Genomic DNA, 24,022 nt, shown 5'->3' with positions numbered 1-24,022 from the left:
GCAAGTGCTTTCTAAGTCTTTCTTAATGGAATGACAGCAGACTGCACGAAGATTGAAATAAGCGAGAATGCCCGTGAAGAAAGCCCATCCAAAAGCCGAGGATCCGCATGGCGAGGCCGCAGCGGCTGAGACAGGCGTCGGCAACGGGGCGGCCGACGAATCCGATCTGGCGGATCGGGAAAGTCGATGGAACCATGCGCTCGTCGGCTCGGGCCTCGGCGTATGGGATCACAACTTTCGTCTCGGCCGGAAATATTACTCGCAGACGTGGAAGACCATGCGCGGCATGGCGCCCGACGAGGAGGCCGCTGGCGATTACGACGCCTGGCTGCAGCTCGTCCACCCCGATGATCGTGATTTTGTCGTCCATGCCATCGAGCGGCAAAATGCCGGCGACCCGGATTTCCAGATCTTCGAATATCGCGAACGTCACCGGGACGGCCACTGGATCTGGATCGACTGCCGCGGCGCCTGCGTGGAATGGGACGAGAGCGGCGTGCCGACGCGCATCGTCGGCACGGATACCGATATCACCGCCCGCAAGGAGGCCGAGGAGACGCTGTCACGTCTGTCGCGCCGGCTCGATCTGGCGCTGGAGATTTCCCGCATCGGCGTTTTCGAGGCGGATATCGACAATGACACGGTCGAATGGGACGAGCGCCTCATCGCCATTTACGGACTGCAGGGCGCCGCGCGCCAGATCGCCAGCGACGCCTGGGCGAAAAGTCTGCATCCCGAGGACCGCGAGCGCGTGCTGGGCCTGTCCGACCGTAGCGTCGAAAGCGGCAGTGATTTCCAGCAGGAGTACCGCATCATTCGCGGTGACGGCGTCGAACGTGTCATCCGCGCCCGCTCGGCCTTTTTCATCGACGGCAACGGCCACCGCAAGCTGATCGGCGCCAATTGGGACGTCACCGCGGAGGTCGCGCTCCGAAACGAGTTGCAGCGCGCCAAGGATCTGGCCGAGGCCCACAATCGCGAACTCGAAGCCGCCAAGGAGAGCATCGAGCACCTGGCGCTGCACGATTATCTCACCAGCCTGCCGAACCGCCGCTATCTCGACAAGATGCTGGATGAGCGCTCGGCCGAGTGCCGGGCCAAGGGCCTTGGGCTGGCGATCCTGCATATCGATCTCGACCGTTTCAAGCAGATCAACGACACGCTCGGCCACCGGGCGGGCGACGCCATGCTCAAGCATGCCGCAAGCGTGCTCGGAAATTCGGTTCGCGCCGCCGATTTCGTCGCCCGCATCGGCGGTGACGAGTTCGTCATCCTCTGCATCGTCGATCCCGGGTCGAAGAAGATCGCCGGCCTTGCTCAACGTATCATTCGCGAATTGCGCAAACCCGTCCGGTACGAGGGGCACGACTGCCGTTTCGGCGCCAGTATCGGCATTGCCATCGACAGCGGGCCGAAGCTCGATGCCAAGCAGACGCTGCTCGATGCCGATATCGCGCTTTATCGCGCCAAGGGCCTCGGTCGCAACCGCTTCGAGTTTTTCTCGGCCGCTGCCCGCCGCGACATCATCTCCGCCAAGCACCTTGCCGACGAGATCCTGATCGGCCTCGAGCGCAATGAATTCGTGCCCTTCTATCAGCTGCAGTTCGATGCCCGCACGCTCGATGTCGTGGGCGTCGAAACACTTGCCCGCTGGCAGCACCCAGTGCACGGGCTGCTGACGCCCGATCGCTTCCTCGATATCGCCGAGGATCTCGACGTCGTTTCGACCATCGATGCCCTGATCCTGGAGCGCGCCCTTGCCGACCGCCGCGCCTGGATCAAGGACGGGCTGCCGGTGCCGAAAATATCGGTCAACGTTTCCGCCAGGCGGCTTGCCGATCCCGATCTCGGCAAGAAGCTCCGCGCCCTGAAGATCCCGCCTGGCACCATCTCCTTCGAACTGCTGGAATCGATCTCGCTCGACGATTGCGATGAGGCGGTGGCCGCCAATCTGAAAAAGCTGCGCAAACTCGGCATCGACATCCAGATCGATGATTTCGGCACCGGCCACGCCTCGATCGTCAGCCTGCTGCGCTTGAGTCCGAAGACGCTGAAGATCGACCGCGAGCTGATCCGCATGCTGCCGCAATCGGCCGAGCAGCGCAAACTGGTCGGCTCCATCATCGACATCGGCCGCTCGCTTGGCATTCTCGTCATCGCCGAGGGTGTCGAGACGGCGGATCATATCCGCATTCTCGAAGAACTCGACTGCGACACGCTGCAGGGCTACGCGCTCGCCCGGCCGATGCCGGCCATGCAGATCCCCTCCTTCATCCGCGCCGGAAGCTGGCGCCACGGGCAAACCGCCGCTCGCGCCTTGCAGGCGCAGCTTCGCCGCACGCTGCGAAGCAGAGCTGCCAAATAAAAACCTGCCACAAGCAACCCGCCATTTCGCCGTCATTTCACCCTAGAGGAAAAGGCGCTAGACTCATCTTGCGAATTCATTCGATTCTCTTGGCGGTATTCCGTAGAATCGGAAACCGGGGCCAGAAAATTCGGAAACCGGGGCCAAGAGAATCCGAAACCGGGGAAGGAGCGACAGGCGGATTGTGAAACCCACTCTTTTCCTTTAAGGGGACGCCACGAGATCGATCCACTCGCGCTATCCCAAGAGCGCCAACAACAGAGAATGACCACGATGAACCGTCGCCGCCGTATCTACGAGGGCAAGGCAAAGATTCTGTATGAAGGCCCGGAACCGGGCACTTTGATCCAGTTTTTCAAGGACGATGCCACTGCCTTCAACAAGAAGAAACACGAAGTCATCGATGGCAAGGGCGTCCTCAACAATCGCATTTCCGAATACATCTTCAGCCATCTGAACAAGATCGGCATCCCTACGCATTTCATCCGCCGGCTCAACATGCGCGAGCAGTTGATCAAGGAAGTGGAGATGATCCCGCTGGAGATCGTCGTGCGCAACGTCGCCGCCGGTTCGCTCGCCAAGCGCCTCGGGATCGATGAAGGCGTGGTCCTGCCGCGCTCGATCATCGAATTCTATTACAAGTCCGACGCACTCGACGATCCGATGGTCTCCGAAGAGCACATCACTGCCTTCGGCTGGGCCAACCCCGCCGAGCTCGATGACATCATGGCGCTTGCCATCCGCGTCAACGACTTCATGACCGGCCTCTTCCTCGGCGTCGGTATCCAGCTTGTCGACTTCAAGATCGAATGCGGCCGCCTGTTCGAAGGCGATCTGATGCGCATCATCCTCGCCGACGAGATCTCACCGGACAGCTGCCGGCTCTGGGATATCGAGACCCACGAGAAGATGGACAAGGATCGTTTCCGCCGTGATCTGGGCGGGCTGCTCGAAGCCTATTCCGAAGTTGCGCGCCGTCTCGGCATCATCAATGAAAACGAGCCTGTGCGCGGCACCGGCCCCGTTTTGGTTAAGTAAAAGATCGTCTGGTCAAGTAAGGCAGGAAAGACAAAGTGATCAAGGCTCGTGTCACCGTCACGCTGAAAAACGGCGTTCTCGATCCGCAGGGCAAGGCTATCGAGGGCGCGCTCAGTGCCCTCGGCTTCTCGGGCGTCGGCCATGTCAGACAGGGCAAGGTCTTCGACCTGGAACTGGAAGGCGCCGATAAGGCCAAGGCCGAGGCCGACCTCAAGGCCATGTGCGAAAAACTGCTCGCCAATACGGTGATCGAGAATTACGCGATCGCGATCGATTGACGATCACAGCCCCGTCGTCCGGCGGACCTTGAGGATTTGGCGTCATGATGAAAGCAAAGCTGGAGACGGAAGTCTCGAAATATATGAGCTATGTTTTGCGTCATGCGCCCGATGCCGCGGGCCTGACGCTTGATGCCGAGGGCTGGGTGTCGTTCGATGCGCTCGAAAAAGCCCTGACGTCGAAATATGAGGTTTCCCGCGCCGATATTGTCGAGATTGTCGACAACAATCCGAAGAAGCGCTTCACCCTCGTCGATAACAGAATTCGCGCCAATCAGGGTCATAGTGTCGACGTCGACCTCGCATTGAACCAGGTGGAGCCGCCGGCCGCTCTTTTTCACGGCACGTCTCTGACGAACTGGCAATCGATCGAGCGCGAAGGCTTGAAGAGGATGCAGCGGCACCATGTTCATCTCTCAGCAGATGTCGAAACCGCAAAAATCGTCGCAATGCGCCGCAAGGGTGAACATATCATCCTGCGCGTCGATGCGGCCCGCATGTTTTCAGAGGGTCATTCTTTCTTTGTCTCCGACAATGGGGTATGGCTCGCCGAAAGCGTTCCAGTTCAATATCTTTCGCTAGACGCAGGGACCCCATGAAATCAGCCGTCGTTCAACTTCCGGGCCTCAACCGCGACCGCGACATGATCGCCGCCTTGACCAAGATCTCCGGCAAGGCGCCGGTGACGATCTGGCAGACGGAGACCGACATCCCCGATGTCGACCTGATCGTCATCCCCGGCGGCTTCTCTTACGGCGATTACCTGCGCTGCGGCGCCATTGCCGCCCGCATGCCGGTCATGCAGGCGATCATCGACAAGGCGGCAAAGGGCGTGAAGGTGCTCGGCGTCTGCAACGGCTTCCAGATCCTCGTTGAGGCCGGCCTGCTGCCCGGCGCTTTGATGCGCAATGCCTCGCTGAAATTCGTCTGCCGCGAAGTCAAGCTCGAAGTCGTCAATGCCGAGACGGATTTCACCCGCGCCTATGCGCAGGGGCAGGTCATCCGCAGCCCGGTCGCGCATCACGACGGCAATTATTTCGCCGACGACGCGACGCTGGCTGCGATCGAAGGCAATGGCCAGGTGGTGTTCCGTTATGCCGAAGGCACCAATCCGAACGGCTCGATCAACGATATTGCCGGCGTGATGAACGAAAAGGGCAATGTGCTCGGCATGATGCCGCATCCGGAGAACCTGATCGAAACCGCCCATGGCGGCTCGGATGGCCGTGGCCTCTTTGCCTCGGCGCTCGATGTCATCGCTGCCTGAAATCCTATCATCCGGATCTGGAGCAAGATCGATGCGCCCTCGCCTTTCCGCAAACGCCGCCCTGCTCGCCGCTCTCGCAACCATGGTCGCGGCCTGCCAGTCGTCGCCGGCGCCGACAGGTCCGAACCGCGCCGCGCTGCCGACGATGGAACGCGTGGCGCTCGGCGCCAATGCCTGCTGGTTCAAATCGGGCGATCCGGCTTTTGCAGCCTATAAACTCGCGCCGGAGCTCAATTCCTTCTCCGGCCGGCCGCGCATCCTGCTCGTCCACAAGGGCAGCCCGGAAGCCCGGCCGCTGCTCGTCGTACAGGCCGAGGGAAGCCCCTCGCGCCTCCAGGCCTTCGGTCCGATGATGTCGGAACCGGTCGCAGGCCGCATCGCCGCCGACGTCAATCGCTGGTCCGGCGGCAACAAGGCCTGCAGCTGATCGTTCCAGCTGCGGAAGACCCGGTCAGTCCCAGAAACGGTCAGTCCCAGAAAAACGACTTGCCGATTTCGCGCGCCGCATCGGACTGCGATACCCCGATATCCTTCAGTCCGGCTGCCGTAAGCTCCCTCAGCGCACGCCGTCCTTCCCGCTTCTGATGCCAGAGAAGAATGGCCGCCCAGATCCGCCCCAAACGCGTCGTCGCCTCGGCAGACTCGGCGGGGAGGACGACTTGTCTCCTGTCGCCGTAGGAGACAATCGATACAATCGGCGTTTTGATCTCGGGTAAGACAGACATTCCAGGAATCCTTTTGGACAACCATTGGAATTGACTCATACGCTTGACTGATACAATGTGCCAATATATACAATTGTCACCATGACAAATTGGCTTCCCGATATTTCCCGCGGTTCCGGACCGGTCTATCTCCGGCTCGCAGACAGCATCGAATCCGCCATATCGAGCGGTGCCCTGCCCGCCGGCAGCAAACTGCCGCCGCAGCGCAATCTTGCCTATGACATCGGCGTGACGATCGGCACGATCGGCCGCGCCTATGCGTTGGTGCACGAGCGCGGCCTGGTCGCCGGCGAAGTCGGACGCGGCACCTATGTGCTGAACCGCTCGGAGACCACGCCCGGCGAGCAGATCGATCCGCTGACCGTGTCGCTCGGCGGCACCCGCGTCCAGGATGCGCCGGCGGACAAGATCCGCTTCGACACGACAGCCGCGCCCGATCTCGGCCAGGGCAAGATCATAGCAGGCATCCTCGCCGAGATCGGCGAGCAGCATCTTTCCGAGATCTCCTCCTATTCCCGCAGTTTCCCGCGCAACTGGTTCGAGGCCGGCCGCCTGTGGCTTGCCCGCAGCGGCTGGACTCCGGAGGTCGAAAACATCGTACCGACGCTCGGCGCCCATGCGGCAGCGATCGCCGTCATCGCCGCCGTTTCGGCGCCGGGCGACAAGATTGTCTTCGAGGATCTCACCTATACCCAGGTCAGCCGCAGCGCCCGTCTGCTCGGCCGCCGCACACTGACGGTCGATTCCGATGAGCTCGGCGTGATCCCCGAGGATTTCGAGCGGCTCTGCCAGCAGCAGCATCCCAAGATCGCCTTCCTGATGCCGACCGTGCACAATCCGACGCTGGCGATCATGCCCTATGAGCGGCGCGTGGCCATCGCCGCAATCGCCAGGAAACACAGTGTCTGGCTGATCGAGGACGACCTCTACGGCGGCATGGCTGACGACGATACCCCACTACTGGCCTCCATTGCGCCCGATCGCACCTTCCTCGTCAACGGCCTGTCGAAATCGGTCGCCGCCGGCGTGCGCGGCGGCTGGGTCGCCTGCCCGCCGCATTTTGCCCAGCGCATCAAGGTGACGCACAGGATGATCACCGGCGGCCTGCCCTTCATCCTGGCCGAGACCTGCGCGCGCCTCGTCGAAAGCGGCGCGGCGCACGAGATCCGCAAGGTAAGTGTTGAGGAACTCTCCCGGCGCGTCCGTCTCGCCCGCGAACAGTTGCAGGGATTCGATTTCGAATCGCACATACACGCGCCCTTCCTCTGGCTGAAACTGCCGGAACCCTGGATGTCAGGCACCTTCAAGAATGCCGCCTTCCGCGACGGCGTGCTCGTCGACGACGAGGACGAGTTCAAGGCAGCGCGCGGGGAAAGACCCTATCATCGCGTTCGCATCGGTTTTTCCTCGCCAAAGACAGGGCAGGAACTGATCTCGGGCCTGATGATCCTGCGCCGGTTGCTGGAAAATGGCGGCTCCGCCTATGACGGCGAAATATGACGTGTTGCAAATACACGTCATAATTCAGAAAAAACGTCGGAGCCAATTCGGAGCGCTTCACCGACTCAACCTCCATGTTACCTCTTTGTTGTTCCCGTCTGACGCGAATCAAAGGACAGCAAATGAGGGTCGACTTCGGAAAGATCGCGTTGCGTTTTTTGGGTATGGCATCATTGGCAGCGGCAGCCGCCATTTTGGTTGCGGGCTCGGCAACGGCCGGCGAGCAGATATTCGATGAGCTGCGCTTCGGCGCATCGGCCTCGGTACAATCGGGCCATTCCCGGGAAAACGGCGTCTTTCCGGAAATTACCGCCCTCTTCGATCCCTTCGGCTACGATCAGGCGGTCGGCTGGCAGCAGCAATTGCTGCACCCCCGTGTCCATCTCGGCACATCGATCGGCACCTCCGGCGAGGCCACCCAATTCTTCACCGGCTTCACCTGGACGGTCGATTTCAACGAGAAGCTTTTTGCCGAAGCCGGCTTCGGCGGCGTCATCCATACCGGCGATCTCGAGGGCGATGGTGACGGCCCGGAACTCGGCTGTCGCGTCCTGTTTCACGAATATCTCGGCGCCGGCTACCGTTTCACCCGCAATTGGAACGTGATGGCCCAGATCGCCCACTCCTCGCATGCCAATCTCTGCGACGGCCCGAACGACGGCATGACGCGCGCCGGCCTGCAGATCGGCTACAAGTTCTGATCGATTGCCCCTTTTGCTTAAAAAGTCTGCCCGCCCTCTGTTGACGGCGGGCATTTTCCTGTCGCGCGCCGCCGCTACATAAGCTAAAGACAGCGCAAAACGCGCCAGGGACTTTCCGCTCATGACCATTCCAAACACCATCCCGATCACGCCGGAACTCATTGCAAGCCATGGCCTGAAGCCGGACGAGTATCAGCGCATTCTGGATCTGATCGGCCGCGAACCGACTTTCACCGAACTCGGCATCTTCTCGGCCATGTGGAACGAGCACTGCTCCTACAAATCCTCGAAGAAATGGCTGCGCACGCTGCCAACCAAGGGGCCGCGCGTCATCCAAGGCCCCGGCGAGAATGCTGGCGTGGTAGATATCGATGACGGCGATTGCGTCGTCTTCAAGATGGAGAGCCACAATCACCCCTCCTACATCGAACCGTACCAGGGTGCTGCAACCGGCGTCGGCGGCATTCTGCGCGACGTCTTCACCATGGGCGCCCGCCCGATCGCCGCAATGAATGCGCTGCGCTTCGGCGAACCCGATCACCCGAAGACCCGCCATCTCGTCTCCGGCGTCGTCTCCGGCGTCGGCGGCTACGGCAATTCCTTCGGCGTGCCGACGGTCGGCGGCGAAGTCGAGTTCGACGCCCGCTATAACGGCAACATCCTCGTCAACGCCTTTGCCGCCGGCATCGCCAAATCCAACGCCATCTTTCTGTCCGAAGCCAAGGGCGTCGGCTTGCCCGTCGTCTATCTCGGCGCCAAGACCGGCCGCGACGGCGTCGGCGGTGCGACGATGGCCTCGGCCGAATTCGACGAATCGATCGAGGAAAAGCGCCCGACGGTTCAGGTCGGCGACCCCTTCACCGAAAAGTGCCTGCTGGAAGCCTGCCTCGAGCTGATGCAGACCGGCGCCGTCATCGCCATTCAGGACATGGGTGCGGCGGGCCTCACCTGCTCGGCCGTCGAAATGGGCGCCAAGGGCGACCTCGGCATCCTGCTCGAACTCGACAAGGTGCCGGTCCGCGAAGAGCGGATGACGGCTTACGAAATGATGCTGTCGGAAAGCCAGGAGCGCATGCTCATGGTGCTGCAGCCGGAAAAGGAAGAGGAAGCCAAGGCGATCTTTGTCAAATGGGGCCTCGATTTCGCGATCGTCGGCAAGACGACCGACGACCTGCGCTTCCGCGTCATGCACCAGGGCGAAGAAGTCGCGAACCTGCCGATCAAGGATCTCGGCGACCAGGCGCCGGAATATGATCGCCCCTGGCGCGAATCCGGCAAGCATGCCCCGCTGCCCGCAAATCTCGTCGCCGCCCCCGAAGATTATGGCCAGGCACTGCTGCAGCTCGTCGGCTCCGCCAACCAGTCGAGCCGCCGCTGGGTCTACGAGCAGTATGACACGCTGATCCAGGGCAATTCGCTGCAGCTTCCGGGCGGCGATGCCGGCGTGGTGCGCGTCGACGGCCATGCCAGCAAGGCGCTCGCCTTCTCCTCCGACGTCACCCCGCGTTATGTCGAGGCCGATCCCTTTGAAGGCGGCAAGCAGGCGGTTGCCGAATGCTGGCGCAACATCACCGCGACAGGCGCCGAACCACTCGCCGCCACCGACAATCTCAACTTTGGCAATCCCGAAAAGCCCGAGATCATGGGCCAGTTCGTTCAGGCGGTGAAGGGCATCGGCGAAGCCTGCCGCGCGCTCGACTTCCCGATCGTCTCCGGCAACGTCTCGCTCTACAACGAGACCAACGGCGTCGCCATCCTTCCGACCCCGACAATCGCAGGCGTCGGCCTGCTGCCGGACTGGCGCAAGATGGTCCGCATCGGCAGCGCCGATGACGGCGACAAGGTCATCATGATCGGTGTAGACGGCAGCCATCTCGGCCAATCCGTCTATCTCAGAGACGTGCTTTCCAGCCGCGACGGCCCAGCACCCGAGGTGGATCTGTTTGCCGAGCGCCGCAACGGTGATTTCGTCCGCTCCGTCATCCGCAACGGCCAGGCGACCGCCTGCCACGACATTTCTTCGGGCGGTCTCGCAGTCGCGCTTGCGGAAATGGCGATGGCGTCAGACAAGGGTCTGGCGATCGATCTCGGCGAAGGCAAGGGTGCCCCGCATGCGCTGCTCTTCGGCGAGGACCAGGCTCGCTACGTGCTGACGGTACCGAGCGATGTCGCCGATTTCGTCTGCGCCAATGCCGAAGGCGCCGGAGTTCCCTTCCGCCGCCTCGGCACGGTAGAGGGAACGGCGCTCGTGGTCGGCGATCTCATTTCGCTGCCGATTCAGCAATTGCGCGATGCCCATGAATCGTGGTTCCCTGATTTCATGGAAGGCCGCGGCGAACTGGCCGCGGAATGATGCGCAAGGAGTAACGATCATGGCCATGAAACCCGGCGATATCGAAGACATGATCAAGGCTGGGATTCCCGGTGCCAAGGTGACGATCCGCGATCTGGCGGGCGACGGCGATCACTACGCCGCCGAGGTCGTCGCCGAAGTCTTCCGCGGCAAGAGCCGCGTGCAGCAGCACCAGATGGTCTACGAGGCGCTGAAGGGCAACATGGGCGGCATACTGCACGCCCTCGCCCTGCAGACTTCGGCGCCGGAATAGAGTTTTGTCGGTATTGGAATGCTCCACTGGCCGTGAGACGGCGCGCCATCGCACGTCGACACCCAGCTAACGCCTAGGTGGCTTGCCTCGGGCATCCATATCGGTATCCATCAACCGGGCGTGGATCCTCGGCTCAAGGCCGAGGTGCGCCGACAGCGAGTTTGGCAGGGCGCCAACCCCGCTCTCCGTCATCCTCGGCCTTGAGCCGAGGATCCATGCCCGCTATTCACGGATGCCACGCAGATAGCAGAGCAAGCCCCGCAGATAACCCACCCCTCACCCCGGCATCCTCTTCTCATCCGCACTCGCAAAGACCGAGGCCGGCATCGGACCTGATGTCATCAGCGTGAAATCGAAGGACCCCTTCATATCAGGCCCCAGCACATATTGCCGGTGGACGCGCAGCTGATCCTTGCGGATCTTGCGATAGTGCTCGCGCGTCAGCATCTGCTTGACGCGGATCAGGATCATCTTTGCCTGAGGTGCATCCGCATGGCCGCAGACGGCGACGACCGGCACCTTGTAGAAATTGATCGAATCCGTCAGGCACTGCACGTCGAGCCAGGAGATCGCGGGACAGCGGGCGATCAGCGCGACGCGGGCGCGCAGCAGCGTCGCCGATGACAGCAGCGCGCATTGCAGGATGGCGCTGCCGAGTGTGGCAAACACCACGCGCTTGCCGTTGAAGATCTCGGGCTCCCTTTCCAGCAATATGCCGATGACATGGGCGGCAACGCTCGACCCCATGCTGTGCGAAGAAATCACATATTCGTCCGCCTCCTCATCAAGCGCTTTGCGCACGGCAGTCGCCCGGTCTTCCAGCCAGTCGTTGAAATCCTTCCGATCCATGCGGCCGAGCGCCACCGCCATTTTCCAATCGGCAAAGAGATGCAGCGTATGGAAACGTTCGGAAAAGGGCAGGAAGACGAAAATGAAGAAGCAGAGCGCCAGCGGTCCGCTCCAGAGCATGTGCCAAGGCGAAAAACCGAGAGCATAGGGCAGCACGGTGATCTGCACCGTCAGCGCAATCGCCAGCGCCGTCAGCAGGAAAGGAAAAAGGAAGAACAGGCCGAAGCGCCAGGCATGGCGGAAATATCCCCACATGCCGCCTCCCAGCATGATCTGAGCGCAGCTTCGAAAACCCGCAATGATCTGGCTCAGTGTGTTGCCGCTGCGCAGCTTGCGCACAAACCCGTCGTGATCGACCATGTGGATCCGGCTCTTCGTCCGCCAGCTGGGGGAACCGGGCTCCGCCCCGCTATCCGTCGTCACTTCGAAACTGAGGGGATCGCTTCCCGCCTCAGGCGCCCCCGTCTCAACCGAATAACCCCAGACGGCGGCACTCTGCCGGGCAGAGCGTTCGTAGCGCGCCCTGTGGGCGACACCGTCAAGCGGCTCGAAGCCCGGAAAATGCAGGACGACCCGCTTCTCGATCAGTTTCATTCCACCTTCCGGCCGGCCCAAATGGCCGGCATGTTGTATACGATCCGGCTGCCGCGCCGCTCATGTCGGCGAAAAAGCAGCTATGGTCTCGAAGCCGTCTTGCTAACCGAACCCTTCCGGAATTCAATAGTACCCATGTCGTTTCCACCACGAACGGAGGGTTTTTGTGGCCGATCTTGTCAAAGAATTGATATCAGGCGTCGTCGACAGCGTGCTGAAGGAAATCCTGAAGAAAACCACCGGCCGCGTCAGGACGAAGCGCAGCAGGCGCAAGATTCGCCCCGCCGCGACGACGACGGTTGCACGCAAAACGACCGCGGCCAAGCGCAAACCCGCCCGCAAACAGGTCAGCAAACGCCGCACCGCCGCCGGCCGGAGCCGCCAGCGGCGCAGCTGAGCTCCCTCGGCATCGGCAAGGGCGTCGGCGGCCGTGATCCGCCTGATGACGCGTTTACCATTGGGATTTCAGCCATTTCACCGCTGCGGAAAGCCGACAGATCCAGGCCTGTCTCGCCCGCAACCGTAACGCGACGGCAACAATGCCGGAGTGGTCTGACCAGATTGGTCTTTTTTTGGTTCGGGCGGCTGGAATTCCTGCCGCCGCATGCTATCTAAAGTCAACGATTGAAACGGCGGGCCTTTAACCCGCCTGTTGAAAGGATCAGGTCCCATGAGCGGTATTCACGAATTCATCGACAACGAAATCAAGAACAACGACGTCGTCCTCTTCATGAAGGGCACGCCGCAGTTTCCGCAGTGCGGTTTCTCCGGTCAGGTCGTGCAGATTCTCGATTACATCGGTGTCGACTACAAGAGCGTCAACGTGCTCGCCGATTCGGAAATCCGCCAGGGCATCAAGGATTATTCCAACTGGCCGACAATCCCGCAGCTTTACGTAAAGGGTGAGTTCGTCGGCGGCTGTGACATCGTCCGGGAAATGTTCCAGGCCGGTGAACTGCAGCAGCATCTCCAGGAAAACGGCATCACCGTGCGCGGCGCCGCCTGACAGGTCACCGGGCGTTCGCCCGGTTTCCAAATCTGTAATCTTGAGTCCGAGGCGCTGCGGCCAGCAGCGCCTTAGCCTGTTTATGGGAATTTCATTGTGACAGATTCATCACAAGCCGTGTCCGCGGGCCGCCTGCCCATGGGCAGGCGAGAGTTTATCGCGCTCGCCGCCTTCCTGATGGCCGTCAACTCTCTGGCGATCGATATCATGCTGCCCGCCCTGCAGCAGATCGGCGCGAGCCTGGGCGTCGAGAGCGAGAATCATCGTCAATTCGTCGTCTCCACCTATCTGCTCGGCTTCGGCTGCGCCCAGCTGTTCTACGGACCGCTGTCTGACCGTTTCGGCCGCCGCACGCCGCTTCTGATCGGTCTGGTCATCTACATTCTCTCCGCCATCAGTATCGTCTTCGTCCCCTCCTTCGCAGGCTTGCTCGCCCTGCGCTTCGTTCAGGGCGTCGGTTCGGCGGCAACGCGCGTCATCACCGTCTCCATTGTCCGCGATATCTATGGCGGCCGGCAGATGGCCGAAGTCATGTCGCTGATCATGATGGTCTTCATGATCGTGCCGGTGATTGCGCCCGGCACCGGCCAGATCGTCATGTTCTTCGGCAACTGGCATCTGATCTTCCTCTTCATCGCCGCAATGGCGACTGCTATCGCCGTCTGGGCCTATCTGCGTCTGCCGGAAACCCTGCATCCCGGCAATGTCCGCCCCTTCACCGCCCGCTCGATCTTCGGCGCCTTCAAGCTGGTGCTGACCAATCGCATGGCGCTCTGCTACACCATTGCCAGCACCTTCATCTTCGGTGCGCTGTTCGGCTTCATCAACTCCGCCCAGCAGGTCTATGTCGGCATCTACGATCTCGGCGTTTATTTCCCCTTCGCCTTCGCCGGCGTGGCGATCTTCATGTCGCTGTCGTCCTTCTTCAATTCGCGCTTTGTCGGCAAGCTCGGCATGCGCCGCCTGTCGCACGGTTCGCTCATCGGCTTTATCGCCATCAACACGATCTGGTTGATCGTCCAGATGGCAAGCGCCGAGCCGATGCCCTTCGCGCTGTTCATCTCCTTCTTCGGCCTTGCTATGTTCCAGTTCGGCTGGATCGGCTCGAACTTCAACTCGCTCGCCATGGAGCCACTCGGCCATGTCGCCGGCACCGCCTCTTCCGTCCTCGGCTTCATGAGCACGGTCGGCGGCGCCCTCATCGGCGCCGGCATCGGCCAGGCCTTCGACGGCACCGCGCTGCCGATGGTCGCCGGCTATTTCACTGTGTCGATCATCGGGCTGGTCTTCGTGCTGATCGCCGAGAAGGGCCGTCTCTTCCAACAGCAGAACCCGGCCGTCTGAACGGCCGACCTCCTCTGCATCCGGGATTTCACCACATGACGCCGCCGCATAAACCGCACCAGGAAAACCAGGGTTCCCGCCGCATCGGCATGGGCTTTGGCGAATTCGTCGTCACCATCGCCATCATGACCGCCAGCGTCGCCATGGCAATCGACAGCATGCTGCCGGCATTGCCCAATATCGGCCATTCCCTCGGCGTCACCAATACCAACGACGCGCAGCTGATCATCGGCGTGTTCCTCCTGGGCTTTGGCGTCTCGCAGATCTTCTTCGGCAGTCTTTCGGATACGTTCGGCCGCCGCAACATCCTGCTCGGCGGCCTCGTCTGCTACATCGTGGGAATGTTTGCCGCGGCAGCAACCGGCAGCTTCGAAATGCTGCTCATCATGCGCTTCATCCAAGGTGTCGGCGGTGCGGCCGTGCGCATCACCACCATGGCGATCGTGCGCGATTGCTTCGGCGGCCGCGAAATGGCCCGTGTCATGTCTTATGTGATGATCGTCTTCATGATCGTGCCGATCGTTGCCCCCTCCGTCGGCCAACTGATCATCCTCTATGCCAACTGGCACTGGATCTTCATCCTGCTCGGCGTCATCGCCACCATCCTGTTCGTCTGGGCTCTTCTCAGGCTGAAAGAATCGCTGCCGCCGGAAGAGCGGCTGCCGCTTTCGGTCGGCTCTGTCGTCGACGGCTTCAAGACCGTGCTCACCAACCGCATCACCTGCGGCTACATGATCGGCCTCACCATGTTCACCGGCGTCATCAGCGCTTATGTGATTTCGGTGCAGCAGGTCTTCGGCGAGGTCTATGGCCTTGGCGACTGGCTGCCGATCGCCTTTGCCGCCACCGCCGGCGGCATCGCTGTCGCCAATTTCGCCAACGGTTTCTTCGTCCGCAAATTCGGCATGCGCCGCATCTCGCACGCCGCCCTGCTGATCTTCACGGCGCTGTCGGCTATCGGCCTTATCATTTCGCTGGCCGGCAAGCCGGATTTCGCCATCGCTTACGGCATCTTCACCGTCGTGCTGATGATGTTTGCCCTGATCGCCACCAATTTCACCGCCATCAGCCTCGAGCCGATGGGCAACCTCGCCGGCACGGCGACCGCCATCACTGGCTTCGTCTCGACGACCTTCGGCACCATCCTCGGCGGCCTGGTCGGCCAGATGTTCAACGGCACGGTCCAGCCGCTCTTCGGCGGCTTTGCGATTTTCGGTCTGCTGACCATCGCAGCCACGCTTTGGGCAGAGAACGGCAAGCTCTTCACCCATCCCGGCGACAGCCCGCAGCTCGATCCTGGTGCGGCGCATTTCTGAAGCAGGCCCGCTGGGCCGGTTCAAGGCATTCCCGATGGATGAGCGAATTCTGGTCAGGCCTTATGCACCGGGCGACGCGGACGCGACGATCGAAATTTTCCTGCGCGCCATTCGAGAGGTGTCCTCCAAACACTATTTGCCAGCTCAGATAGAAGCTTGGGCACAGGTGGAAGACCGCAGCCTATGGGCCGAGCGAAGAATAAGCAGGCCTGCCTGGATCGCAGAAATTGGGGGAAGGCCTGTAGGCTTTTCCGATCTGACCAGCGACGGATGCCTGGACATGATGTTCGTTCACCCCGAATTTCAGGGGCTCGGAATTGCAAGCCACCTACTGAGCCGGGTCGAGGAGGAAGGCCTGAAGCTGGGATTCAGCCGAATTTATACGGAAGCCAGCCGAACCGCCCGACCGTTTTTCGAGCGCAGAGGGTTTCGCGTGATAAAGAAGCAAATCGTCGAGAAGCGTGGCCAAAGCCTGGAAAACTTCCTGATGGAAAAGCTCTACGGCTGAGCCGCGGTGACGGGCGAAACAAGCCGGCGTCCTAACCGTGAAAGAATTCTTTGCGCAGAGACCGGCCGCAAAATCCGAACTATGCGGCCGGCTTTCATGTCTTCAGACGGTAAAGACCTCGCGACGCAGCACGTCCCACGAAGCCTTGTCGGGGGCAATCAGCAGCCCGCCGTCGAGATGGTGCGGCAGATAGGGCGAGCCGTCGAAACGGGCCGCATGGGCACCTGATTCCTGCGAGATCAACGTGCCGGCGAGGTGGTCCCAGGGCATCAGCTTGTTGTACATGAGGTAATGCACATGGCCGCCGGCAAAGGTGCGGTATTCATGGGCGGCGCAGCGGTAATTGGTGAGGAAGCGGACCTTGGCGAGATTACCGAGGATCTCTGCCCGCTTCTCCTGCGGCAGGTAGCCGGTGGAGGCCATGCCGACCATCTGGTCTAGCGCGACCGGCTCGGCCGTGTGCAATCGCCGCGCTTCGCCATCCGGCCGCCGCAGCCAGGCGCCGCCGCCCTTTTCCGCCATTACCCAGTCGTCGCCCATCGGATCATAGATGATGCCGGCAATGGTCTCACCGCCTGATATGACGGAGGCCATGACGCCGAAGGCCGGGATGCCGGCGGCGAAATTGAACGTGCCGTCGACCGGATCGACGATGATGGCGAGATCGGCATCTGCGAGCCTGCCGAGCAAATCAGGTTCGGCCGCAACAGATTCTTCGCCGAGAAACAGCGCGCCCGGCCAGCGCCGCTCGGCCTCCGCCTTGATCATCCGCTCGGCCTGCTCGTCGGCCTCGGTGACGAGATCGGTCGCCTCGCTCTTGGCACGCACGTCATCCTGGCCGAGCCGGCGGAACCGCGGCAGGATCTCCGCCTTCGCCGCACGGCGCAGCAAATCGGCAAGAACGGTCACGTCGACAGTCGCAGTCATGTCAAATCCTTTCGGTCCGGCCTTCTGGGAAGGGCCTCACATCAGATGCCGACGATCTCACGCCGGATCATCTGCCAGCTTTCCCTGTCGGGCGCGGAGATGATGCCGCCCGTCGTCTCGCCGGGGCGATAGGGCGTTCCGTCGAATTTCGCCGTATGGCCGCCGGCCTCCTGGTGTGCGAGCACGCCGGCCAGGTGGTCCCAGGGCATCAGCTTCGCATGGCCGATGAAATGCAGCTTGCCGGAGGCGACCATCCAATATTCATAGGCCGAGCAGTTGAAGGCGAAGGTCATCCTGATCTTCGCCATGTTGGCGCAGATGCGCGAGCGCTCCGGGTCGTCCATATGGCCCCATGAGATGCCGCCGACCATCTGGTTCAAGGCGGCAGGCTCAGCCACCCTCAGCTTGCTCGATTGCCCATCCTGCCGCGTCAGGAAGGCGCCCGCTCCCTTGATCGCCGTCACCGTGTCGCCGAGGACGGGATCGTGAATGATGCCGGCGACCGTCTCGCCCTTGATCGTCACCGCCAACATCGTCCCGAAGACGGGAAGCCCGGCGGCGAAATTGAACGTCCCGTCGACAGGGTCAATGACGAAGGCGAGCTCGGCATCGGCAAGTGCCGGCACGACGGACCGATCGGCATCATAGGCCTCCTCGCCGACGACAAGTGCTTTGGGAAAGCGCTCTCTCAGCGCCGCGGTGATCCGGTGTTCGGCAAGCACATCTGCCTGCGTCACCAAATCGATTGCCGAAGTCTTCTCCGAAACATCGGCAGTGCCGAGATTGCGGAAACGCGGCATGATCTCGGCTTGCGCCGCTTCCTTGACGCAGTCGCCGAGAAAGAGAATATCCTGATCTGAAATTGTCATGCGAATTCCTGTTCTCATGCAATAGCCAGCCTGCTTAGCCGGCTTTTCATGAAGGATCGGTGACACCAAGGGTGGAAAAGTCGAAGAGTTTCGGGTCGAGCAGATGCGACGGGTTCACATGCGAAAGTGCCCGCAGCATCGTGTCCTTGCGTCCCGGCATGCGCCGCTCGATATCGGCGAGCATATCCTTCATCGCATTGCGCTGCAGCCCGTCCTGCGAGCCGCAGAGATCGCAGGGGATGATCGGAAACTGCATGGCGGCGGCGAATTTTGCGAGGTCATCCTCGGCGGCATAGGCGAGCGGCCGCAGCACCATCAGGTCGCCCTCGTCGTTCAGAAGTTTCGCCGGCATCGAGGCAAGCCGCCCGCCGTGGAAGAAATTCATGAAAAAGGTTTCGAGAATGTCCTCGCGGTGGTGGCCGAGCACCAGCGCATCGCAACCCTCTTCCCGGGCAACACGGTAGAGATTGCCGCGCCGCAGCCGCGAACAGAGCGAACAATAGGTGACGCCTTCCGGCACCTTCTCCTTCACGATCGAATAGGTATCCCGATATTCGATCCGATGGCGCACACCGATTTTGGTCAGATAATCCGGCAGCACGTGCTTTGGAAAGTTCGGCTGACCCTGGTCGAGATTGCAGGCCACGAGCTCAACCGGCAGCAGTCCGCGCCATTGCAGATCGAGCAGCAGCGCCAGCAGCCCGTAGGAATCCTTGCCGCCGGAAAGGCCGACCAGCCAGCGCTTCTGCCCCTTCAGCATGTCAAAATCGTCGAAGGCCTGGCGCACCTGCCGCAGCAACCGCTTGCGCAGCTTGTTGAAGGAGACGGAGCGCGGTGCATCGGCAAACAGCGCATGGCCGATGCCGCTGTCGGCTTCGCCGCTTTCCAGGTCATCGGCGATGTCGCCTGCGATATTCATTGCTTCGTCCTATCGAAGATTCATGCTTGCCTTAGCAGAAAGCCCTTCGCCAACACAGTCTCATTCGCCGAAAACCGACCAGCCGGTGCGCGCCGCCAGCATCTCCAGCGCCACGGCGCCGAGCTGCGAATTGCCGACCTTGTTGAGCCCCGGCGACCACACCGCGATCGAGGCGATGCCGGGCGCAACCGCGAAGATGCCGCCGCCGACGCCGCTCTTGCCGGGCAGGCCGACATGATAGGCGAAATCGCCCGAGCCGTCGTAATGGCCGCAGGTCAGCATCAGCGCGTTGATGCGCCGCGCCCGCTTCGGGGAGACCACCGAATGGCCGGTCATCGGATTGCTGCCGCGCGCCGCCAGGAACAGCCCGGCGCGCGCCAGCTGCTCACAGCTCATCGACAGCGCGCATTGATGGAAGTAGACGCCGAGCACATGGTCGACGGGATGGTCGAGATTGCGGTAGGCGCGCATGAAATTGGCGAGCGCGACATTGCGATATCCCGTCTGGGTCTCCGAGCGCGCCACCTTGTCGTCGATGGTGATCGATTCGTCATCGGCAAGATAACGTACGAAGCGCAGCAATTCGCCGATCGCCTCGCGCGGCGCATGGCCGGCCATGACGACGTCGCTGACGGCAATCGCGCCGGCATTGATGAAGGGATTGCGCGGGATGCCGCTCTCGTGCTCGAGCTGGACGATCGAGTTGAAAGCCGATCCGGACGGTTCGCGCCCGACGCGCTTCCATAAGCCTTCGCCGACCTTGCCGAGCGCCAGCGTCAGCATGAAGACCTTGGATATGCTCTGGATCGAGAAGGCGATGTCGGCATCGCCGACACGGTAGACCTTGCCGTCGACGGTCACGATCGCCATGCCGAACTGCCGCGGATCGACCTTGGCAAGCTCGGGAATATAGTCGGCGACCTTACCCTCACCGATCCTTGGCAGGATATCGGTGTAGATGCTATCGAGGGTCGCCTGCAAATCCGCCATCGCTTCTCTCCGGATAACAAAAAAGCCGCCCGAAAGAGCGGCTTTTCCAAAAGCAAAAACGCCTGGTTCTTCTTAACGCGAATAGAATTCGACGACCAGATGCGGTTCCATGACGACCGGGAACGGAACGTCGCTGAGCGTCGGAACGCGGCCGAAGGTGGCGACCATCTTGTGGTGATCGACTTCGATATAGTCGGGAACGTCGCGCTCGGCGAGGCTGACGGCTTCCAGAACGGTCACGAGCTGTTTCGACTTCTCGCGAACTTCGATGACGTCGCCGGCCTTGCAGCGGTAGGAACCGATGTTGACGCGTACGCCGTTGACGGTGACGTGGCCATGGTTGACGAACTGACGGGCAGCAAAGACCGTCGGAACGAACTTGGCGCGATAGACGATCGCATCGAGACGCGATTCCAGCAGGCCGATCAGGTTTTCAGAAGTGTCGCCCTTGCGGCGGTCGGCTTCGGCGAAGATCGCGCGGAACTGCTTTTCACGCAGGTCGCCGTAATAGCCCTTGAGCTTCTGCTTGGCGCGCAGCTGCACACCGAAGTCCGAAAGCTTGCCCTTGCGACGCTGGCCGTGCTGGCCCGGGCCGTATTCGCGGCGGTTCACCGGGGACTTCGGACGACCCCAGATATTTTCGCCCATACGGCGGTCAATTTTGTACTTGGACGATTCGCGCTTGCTCATCGTATTTCCTTTCAAAGGTTTATGACGGTTTGTTGCCAAACCGCACGAAGGAAACACGCCCTCCTCTGATCTCTGCCGAGATCTGACAGGATGTTCCGGTTAGCGAACAGGAACGATCCACGGGACATGTCAAATGAAACACCGGACATTGCTGCCCGGTGCTTGGCGCGGTCTTTAGAGGTCCGTCATGAAAATGTCAACAGCGCCAAAGCCCAATAGCGCCACTATTCCGCCGCCAGCGGCTGATCGCCCGTATCGGGCGCGTTGGCGTCGCCAGGCGCCGTCTGGCAATTCATGTCGGGGAACGCCACGATGCGTTTGCCGGAGAAATCCGTGTGCACGACGACGATCCCTTGCTCCTCGAAATAGCCGAGCAGACGGCGGGCGCGGCGGGCGGAATGGGTGCCGTAGGCGCGGGCGATGCGGGCATCCGACGGGCACGCCTCGCCGCAGACGGCGGCCTTGGCGAGCATCAGGAAGACGCCCTGCAGATCGTCGGTGACGCCTGACGACAGCGACAGCGCCGTTGCCCAGGCATCGCTGGCGGCCGTTGCCGCATCAACGCCGGAACGCGAGATCGCCACCCGCCGGCGAAAATCCGGCAGCGCAATCGGCGGTCCCGGTACGCGGCGCATGCGCAACCGCACGAGAAAATCCTGGTAGAGCACCGAATCGGTGCGGAAGGCGGAGGTGGGATCATCGAGGATTTCGGCAAGCACGCCGGCAAGGCGCTCTTCCCGCTCCTCGGCGGAGACTTCCACCTGGCTCGCCCTCGCCTCGGCAGGTGCTGCCGATGCCGCCGGCGTCGAGCGCGAGAGCTCGGCCAGAATGTCGGTCGTCGGCCGCGGCGCCGGCGGCGCGCGGCGCACGAGCGGGCGCTGGAATTCCTCCGGATCGGGCGTGAAGATCAGGTCCTCGACATCCTGAGGCGCATCCGGCAGCGGCATCAGCTTCGGGCTGGACGAACGCGCCGAGGTCTCCACTGCGCCGATCTGGATCGGCAGAGGCCGGCGTGACAGCGCCGGTCCGAGAGCGACGAAATTGCCGCGCTTGAGATCGCGGAACATCTCGGCCTGGCGCCGGTCCATGCCGAGTAGGTCGGCGGCGCGCGCCATGTCGATATCGAGAAAGGTGCGGCCCATCAAGAAGTTCGAGGCCTCGGCCGCGACGTTTTTGGCGAGCTTGGCAAGCCGCTGAGTCGCGATCACGCCGGCAAGGCCGCGCTTGCGGCCGCGGCACATCAGGTTGGTCATCGCGCCGAGAGACATCTTGCGCGCATCTTCCGAAACATCGCCGCCGACCGACGGCGCAAACATCTGCGCCTCGTCGACCACAACGAGAACCGGATACCAATATTCTCGATCGGCATCGAACATGCCGGTGAGGAAAGCCGCGGCGGCGCGCATCTGCTGCTCGATATCGAGGCCCTCGAGCGTCAGCACGCAGGAAACGCGATGCTGGCGGATGCGGTTGGCGATGCCCGCCAGCTCCGCCTCTGTGCGTTCACCGTCGACGACGACATGACCGAACCTGTCGCTGAGGGTGACGAAATCACCCTCGGGATCGATGATGACCTGCTGCACCCATTGCGCCGATTGCTCGAGCAGGCGGCGCAGCAGATGCGACTTGCCCGATCCGGAATTGCCCTGCACGAGCAGACGGGTCGCCAGCAGCTCCTCGATATCGAGCGTCGCCGGGCTGCCGGACGCCAATCCCATATCGATGCCAACCTGCAATGCTGATCCTCGCGGCGAAGAGACTCACATGAACGAAGCGCCATTCTTCCGAAACGGCATCGCCCCGTCTATCAAAGAATGCGCTATCTTTCAGGACCGGATTTCGCCAACCCACAGGACAATTCCGGGCATCATCCGAGAAGATAATCCGGCGCCCTCATCGCGCACCCCTTCGCCGAGCTACGCCCGCAAGCCAAACCCCTGCATCAGCCGCCGGGTGGCGAAATCCTGCTGGCCTGATGTAAAGACCGCGAAGTCGAAATTGTCAGGATGCACGGCATCGGCGACCAGCGGCACCAGCGTGCGGGCGCGGCGCGCGATCGCTTCGGCGGGGTCGAGCCAGTCGACCGGCCAGGGCGCGAGCCGGCGGAAAAGATTGGCCATGAAAGGATAGTGGGTGCAGGCGAGCACGACGATATCGGTCTTCTGACCATCCTTCTCGACGAAGCATTGGTCGATTTCGCCAAGCACGGCATCGTTGGAGACGGCATCGCCGCGAATATAGGCCTCCGCCATGCGCGCAAGGTTCTCTGAGCCGACAAGGCGGACATGGCATTGCTGGGCGAAGGACTGAATGAGGTCGCGGGTATAGGCCCGCTTCACGGTGCCGGGGGTAGCGAGCACCGAGACCAGGCCTGACCGCGTGCGCTCCGCCGCCGGCTTGATCGCCGGCACGGTGCCGACAAAGGTCATCTGCGGAAAGGCGGCGCGCAGGTCCGCGCCGACGAGCGTGAAGGCGGTGTTGCAGGCGATGATGCAGACCTCGGGATCGTGATCCGCCAACAGTTTGCTGAAAAGCCCGATGATCCGCTCTTTAAGTGCCTGCTCCTCCCAGCCGCCATAGGGAAAGCCGGCATCGTCGGCGACATAGATGAAGCCGCGTTCGGGCATCAGCACACGCGCCTCGCGCAGCACGGTCAGCCCTCCGATGCCGGAATCAAAGAGAAGAATGGGTTTCAGCTCACGCGTCGTCGCTGTCATCTGGCGGTGTTTCCTTGGCCGCTGTCGGGAACCTGCCGCCGCGCGGGCTCTTGCGCGAGAAGCGGTCGAGGGAGGAGATGACGCCGCGCAACACGCTGATTTCCTGCTCCGTGAAAGCCCGGCGGGATAGAACAGCACGGAGATTGTCGACCATTTTCGGCTTTTTCCCGGCAGGATGGAAATATCCACGCGCATCAAGCGCCTCTTCCAGCTGGTCGAACAGGCCGAAGAGCTGTTCCTTGGTGGAAGGCGTCTGTCCCATCGCCTGGAAGGGCACGGCGCCGGCATCCTCCATGCCCGATTTCATCCATTCATAGGACATCAGCAGCACGGCCTGGGCAATGTTCAGCGAGGCGAAGGCCGGATTGACCGGAAAGGTGACGATCTCATCGGCAAGCGCCACCTCCTCGTTGGTCAGCCCCCAGCGCTCGCGTCCGAAGAGGATGCCGGTGCCCTCGCCCACCCGGAATTTCCCCCGCAGCGTCTCGGCGGCGATGACGGGCGAACGCACCGGCTTATACCCGTCGCGCTCGCGCGCCGTTGTCGCATAGACGAAATTGAGGTCGGCAACCGCCTGTTCCAGCGTGTCGTAGACCTTCGTCGCCTCGATCACGTGATCGGCCTTGGAGGCGGTCGCCAATGCTTTCTCGTTCGGCCAGCCGTCGCGCGGATTGACGAGGCGCAGTTCCGCAAGGCCGAAATTCGCCATGGCGCGCGCCACCATGCCGATATTCTCACCCATCTGCGGCTCGACCAGAATGATGGCCGGCCCTTCGGCCAGAAGTTGACGCTCGCTGTTCGTGCCTGCCATGG

General features: G+C 61.9%; 25 protein-coding genes. 15 read left to right on the top strand and 10 right to left on the bottom strand.

What is annotated here, in order from left to right:
• The first annotated feature begins 67 nt into the window (after positions 1 to 67).
• The 6 genes from CO667_RS17680 (at position 68) to CO667_RS17655 (ending at position 5,375) form a co-directional block, all read left to right on the top strand.
• Positions 68 to 2,365, top strand: a complete 2,298-nt coding sequence (locus CO667_RS17680) for an EAL domain-containing protein (RefSeq protein WP_097619593.1) — start codon at positions 68 to 70, stop codon at positions 2,363 to 2,365.
• A 273-nt stretch (positions 2,366 to 2,638) separates the two neighbouring features.
• Positions 2,639 to 3,403, top strand: a complete 765-nt coding sequence (purC, locus tag CO667_RS17675; protein ID WP_003568927.1) for a phosphoribosylaminoimidazolesuccinocarboxamide synthase — start codon at positions 2,639 to 2,641, stop codon at positions 3,401 to 3,403.
• Between the two features lie 35 nt (positions 3,404 to 3,438).
• Complete coding sequence (gene purS / locus CO667_RS17670) at positions 3,439 to 3,681, top strand: phosphoribosylformylglycinamidine synthase subunit PurS (RefSeq protein WP_097619592.1); 243 nt, start codon at positions 3,439 to 3,441, stop codon at positions 3,679 to 3,681.
• 44 nt (positions 3,682 to 3,725) lie between these two features.
• Positions 3,726 to 4,280 carry an RNA 2'-phosphotransferase gene (locus CO667_RS17665; protein ID WP_097619591.1) on the top strand — a complete coding sequence of 185 codons (555 nt, stop codon included), beginning with the start codon at positions 3,726 to 3,728 and terminating at the stop codon, positions 4,278 to 4,280.
• The gene (gene purQ / locus CO667_RS17660) at positions 4,277 to 4,948 is read left to right on the top strand and encodes a phosphoribosylformylglycinamidine synthase subunit PurQ (protein WP_097619590.1); all 672 of its coding nucleotides are present in this window, start codon (positions 4,277 to 4,279) and stop codon (positions 4,946 to 4,948) included. The genes CO667_RS17665 and purQ overlap by 4 nt, the downstream gene beginning before the upstream one ends.
• Before the next feature lie 31 nt (positions 4,949 to 4,979).
• The gene (locus tag CO667_RS17655; protein WP_097619589.1) at positions 4,980 to 5,375 is read left to right on the top strand and encodes a hypothetical protein; all 396 of its coding nucleotides are present in this window, start codon (positions 4,980 to 4,982) and stop codon (positions 5,373 to 5,375) included.
• A 40-nt stretch (positions 5,376 to 5,415) separates the two neighbouring features.
• Here CO667_RS17655 and CO667_RS17650 read toward each other — a convergent pair whose 3' ends face one another.
• Complete coding sequence (locus tag CO667_RS17650; RefSeq protein ID WP_097619588.1) at positions 5,416 to 5,673, bottom strand: DUF1127 domain-containing protein; 258 nt, start codon at positions 5,671 to 5,673, stop codon at positions 5,416 to 5,418.
• A gap of 81 nt (positions 5,674 to 5,754) precedes the next feature.
• On the opposite strand from CO667_RS17650, the gene CO667_RS17645 reads away from it, so the two are divergent.
• The 4 genes from CO667_RS17645 (at position 5,755) to CO667_RS17630 (ending at position 10,480) form a co-directional block, all read left to right on the top strand.
• Positions 5,755 to 7,173: a PLP-dependent aminotransferase family protein gene (locus CO667_RS17645; protein ID WP_097619587.1), complete on the top strand. Its 1,419-nt coding sequence runs from the start codon at positions 5,755 to 5,757 to the stop codon at positions 7,171 to 7,173.
• Between the two features lie 122 nt (positions 7,174 to 7,295).
• The gene (locus CO667_RS17640; RefSeq protein ID WP_097619586.1) at positions 7,296 to 7,874 is read left to right on the top strand and encodes an acyloxyacyl hydrolase; all 579 of its coding nucleotides are present in this window, start codon (positions 7,296 to 7,298) and stop codon (positions 7,872 to 7,874) included.
• Between the two features lie 121 nt (positions 7,875 to 7,995).
• Positions 7,996 to 10,227 carry a phosphoribosylformylglycinamidine synthase subunit PurL gene (purL, locus tag CO667_RS17635; RefSeq protein WP_097619585.1) on the top strand — a complete coding sequence of 744 codons (2,232 nt, stop codon included), beginning with the start codon at positions 7,996 to 7,998 and terminating at the stop codon, positions 10,225 to 10,227.
• Between the two features lie 19 nt (positions 10,228 to 10,246).
• Positions 10,247 to 10,480: a BolA family transcriptional regulator gene (locus CO667_RS17630; RefSeq protein WP_097619584.1), complete on the top strand. Its 234-nt coding sequence runs from the start codon at positions 10,247 to 10,249 to the stop codon at positions 10,478 to 10,480.
• A gap of 276 nt (positions 10,481 to 10,756) precedes the next feature.
• Here CO667_RS17630 and CO667_RS17625 read toward each other — a convergent pair whose 3' ends face one another.
• Positions 10,757 to 11,923: a hypothetical protein gene (locus CO667_RS17625; RefSeq protein WP_097619583.1), complete on the bottom strand. Its 1,167-nt coding sequence runs from the start codon at positions 11,921 to 11,923 to the stop codon at positions 10,757 to 10,759.
• 166 nt (positions 11,924 to 12,089) lie between these two features.
• Here CO667_RS17625 and CO667_RS17620 point away from each other — a divergent pair, with 166 nt between their 5' ends.
• The 5 genes from CO667_RS17620 to CO667_RS17600 all read left to right on the top strand — a co-directional run bounded on the left by CO667_RS17620 (position 12,090) and on the right by CO667_RS17600 (position 16,097).
• Positions 12,090 to 12,320: a hypothetical protein gene (locus CO667_RS17620; RefSeq protein WP_097619582.1), complete on the top strand. Its 231-nt coding sequence runs from the start codon at positions 12,090 to 12,092 to the stop codon at positions 12,318 to 12,320.
• A 273-nt stretch (positions 12,321 to 12,593) separates the two neighbouring features.
• Positions 12,594 to 12,929: a Grx4 family monothiol glutaredoxin gene (gene grxD / locus CO667_RS17615; protein WP_097619581.1), complete on the top strand. Its 336-nt coding sequence runs from the start codon at positions 12,594 to 12,596 to the stop codon at positions 12,927 to 12,929.
• Between the two features lie 138 nt (positions 12,930 to 13,067).
• The gene (locus tag CO667_RS17610) at positions 13,068 to 14,273 is read left to right on the top strand and encodes a multidrug effflux MFS transporter (protein ID WP_097619654.1); all 1,206 of its coding nucleotides are present in this window, start codon (positions 13,068 to 13,070) and stop codon (positions 14,271 to 14,273) included.
• Positions 14,274 to 14,308: 35 nt separating this feature from the next.
• Positions 14,309 to 15,589 carry a multidrug effflux MFS transporter gene (locus CO667_RS17605; protein ID WP_097619580.1) on the top strand — a complete coding sequence of 427 codons (1,281 nt, stop codon included), beginning with the start codon at positions 14,309 to 14,311 and terminating at the stop codon, positions 15,587 to 15,589.
• Between the two features lie 34 nt (positions 15,590 to 15,623).
• On the top strand, positions 15,624 to 16,097 hold the full coding sequence (locus CO667_RS17600; RefSeq protein WP_097619579.1) for a GNAT family N-acetyltransferase: 474 nt from the start codon (positions 15,624 to 15,626) through the stop codon (positions 16,095 to 16,097).
• 102 nt (positions 16,098 to 16,199) lie between these two features.
• On the opposite strand, the gene CO667_RS17595 is transcribed toward CO667_RS17600, so the two are convergent.
• The 8 genes from CO667_RS17595 to CO667_RS17560 all read right to left on the bottom strand — a co-directional run bounded on the left by CO667_RS17595 (position 16,200) and on the right by CO667_RS17560 (position 24,020).
• On the bottom strand, positions 16,200 to 17,024 hold the full coding sequence (locus tag CO667_RS17595; protein WP_097619578.1) for an inositol monophosphatase family protein: 825 nt from the start codon (positions 17,022 to 17,024) through the stop codon (positions 16,200 to 16,202).
• 41 nt (positions 17,025 to 17,065) lie between these two features.
• A complete protein-coding gene (locus CO667_RS17590) occupies positions 17,066 to 17,893 on the bottom strand; it encodes an inositol monophosphatase (RefSeq protein ID WP_097619577.1) in 828 nt (275 codons plus the stop codon).
• Positions 17,894 to 17,939: 46 nt separating this feature from the next.
• The gene (gene ttcA, locus CO667_RS17585; RefSeq protein WP_097619576.1) at positions 17,940 to 18,812 is read right to left on the bottom strand and encodes a tRNA 2-thiocytidine(32) synthetase TtcA; all 873 of its coding nucleotides are present in this window, start codon (positions 18,810 to 18,812) and stop codon (positions 17,940 to 17,942) included.
• Positions 18,813 to 18,872: 60 nt separating this feature from the next.
• Complete coding sequence (locus CO667_RS17580) at positions 18,873 to 19,802, bottom strand: glutaminase (protein WP_097619575.1); 930 nt, start codon at positions 19,800 to 19,802, stop codon at positions 18,873 to 18,875.
• A gap of 72 nt (positions 19,803 to 19,874) precedes the next feature.
• The gene (gene rpsD, locus CO667_RS17575; protein WP_097583955.1) at positions 19,875 to 20,492 is read right to left on the bottom strand and encodes a 30S ribosomal protein S4; all 618 of its coding nucleotides are present in this window, start codon (positions 20,490 to 20,492) and stop codon (positions 19,875 to 19,877) included.
• 224 nt (positions 20,493 to 20,716) lie between these two features.
• Positions 20,717 to 22,228 carry an ATP-binding protein gene (locus tag CO667_RS17570; RefSeq protein ID WP_097619574.1) on the bottom strand — a complete coding sequence of 504 codons (1,512 nt, stop codon included), beginning with the start codon at positions 22,226 to 22,228 and terminating at the stop codon, positions 20,717 to 20,719.
• Between the two features lie 180 nt (positions 22,229 to 22,408).
• Positions 22,409 to 23,209, bottom strand: a complete 801-nt coding sequence (gene murI, locus CO667_RS17565; RefSeq protein ID WP_097619573.1) for a glutamate racemase — start codon at positions 23,207 to 23,209, stop codon at positions 22,409 to 22,411.
• Positions 23,190 to 24,020 carry an RNA methyltransferase gene (locus CO667_RS17560; RefSeq protein WP_097619572.1) on the bottom strand — a complete coding sequence of 277 codons (831 nt, stop codon included), beginning with the start codon at positions 24,018 to 24,020 and terminating at the stop codon, positions 23,190 to 23,192. The genes murI and CO667_RS17560 overlap by 20 nt, the downstream gene beginning before the upstream one ends.
• Positions 24,021 to 24,022: the final 2 nt, after the last annotated feature.

Source organism: Rhizobium sp. L43, assembly GCF_002531725.1.
In the GTDB taxonomy this organism is placed as follows: Bacteria; Pseudomonadota; Alphaproteobacteria; order Rhizobiales; family Rhizobiaceae; genus Rhizobium.
The sequence above is the reverse complement of the archived record's forward strand: the minus strand, read 5'-3'. Positions and strand labels throughout refer to the sequence as shown.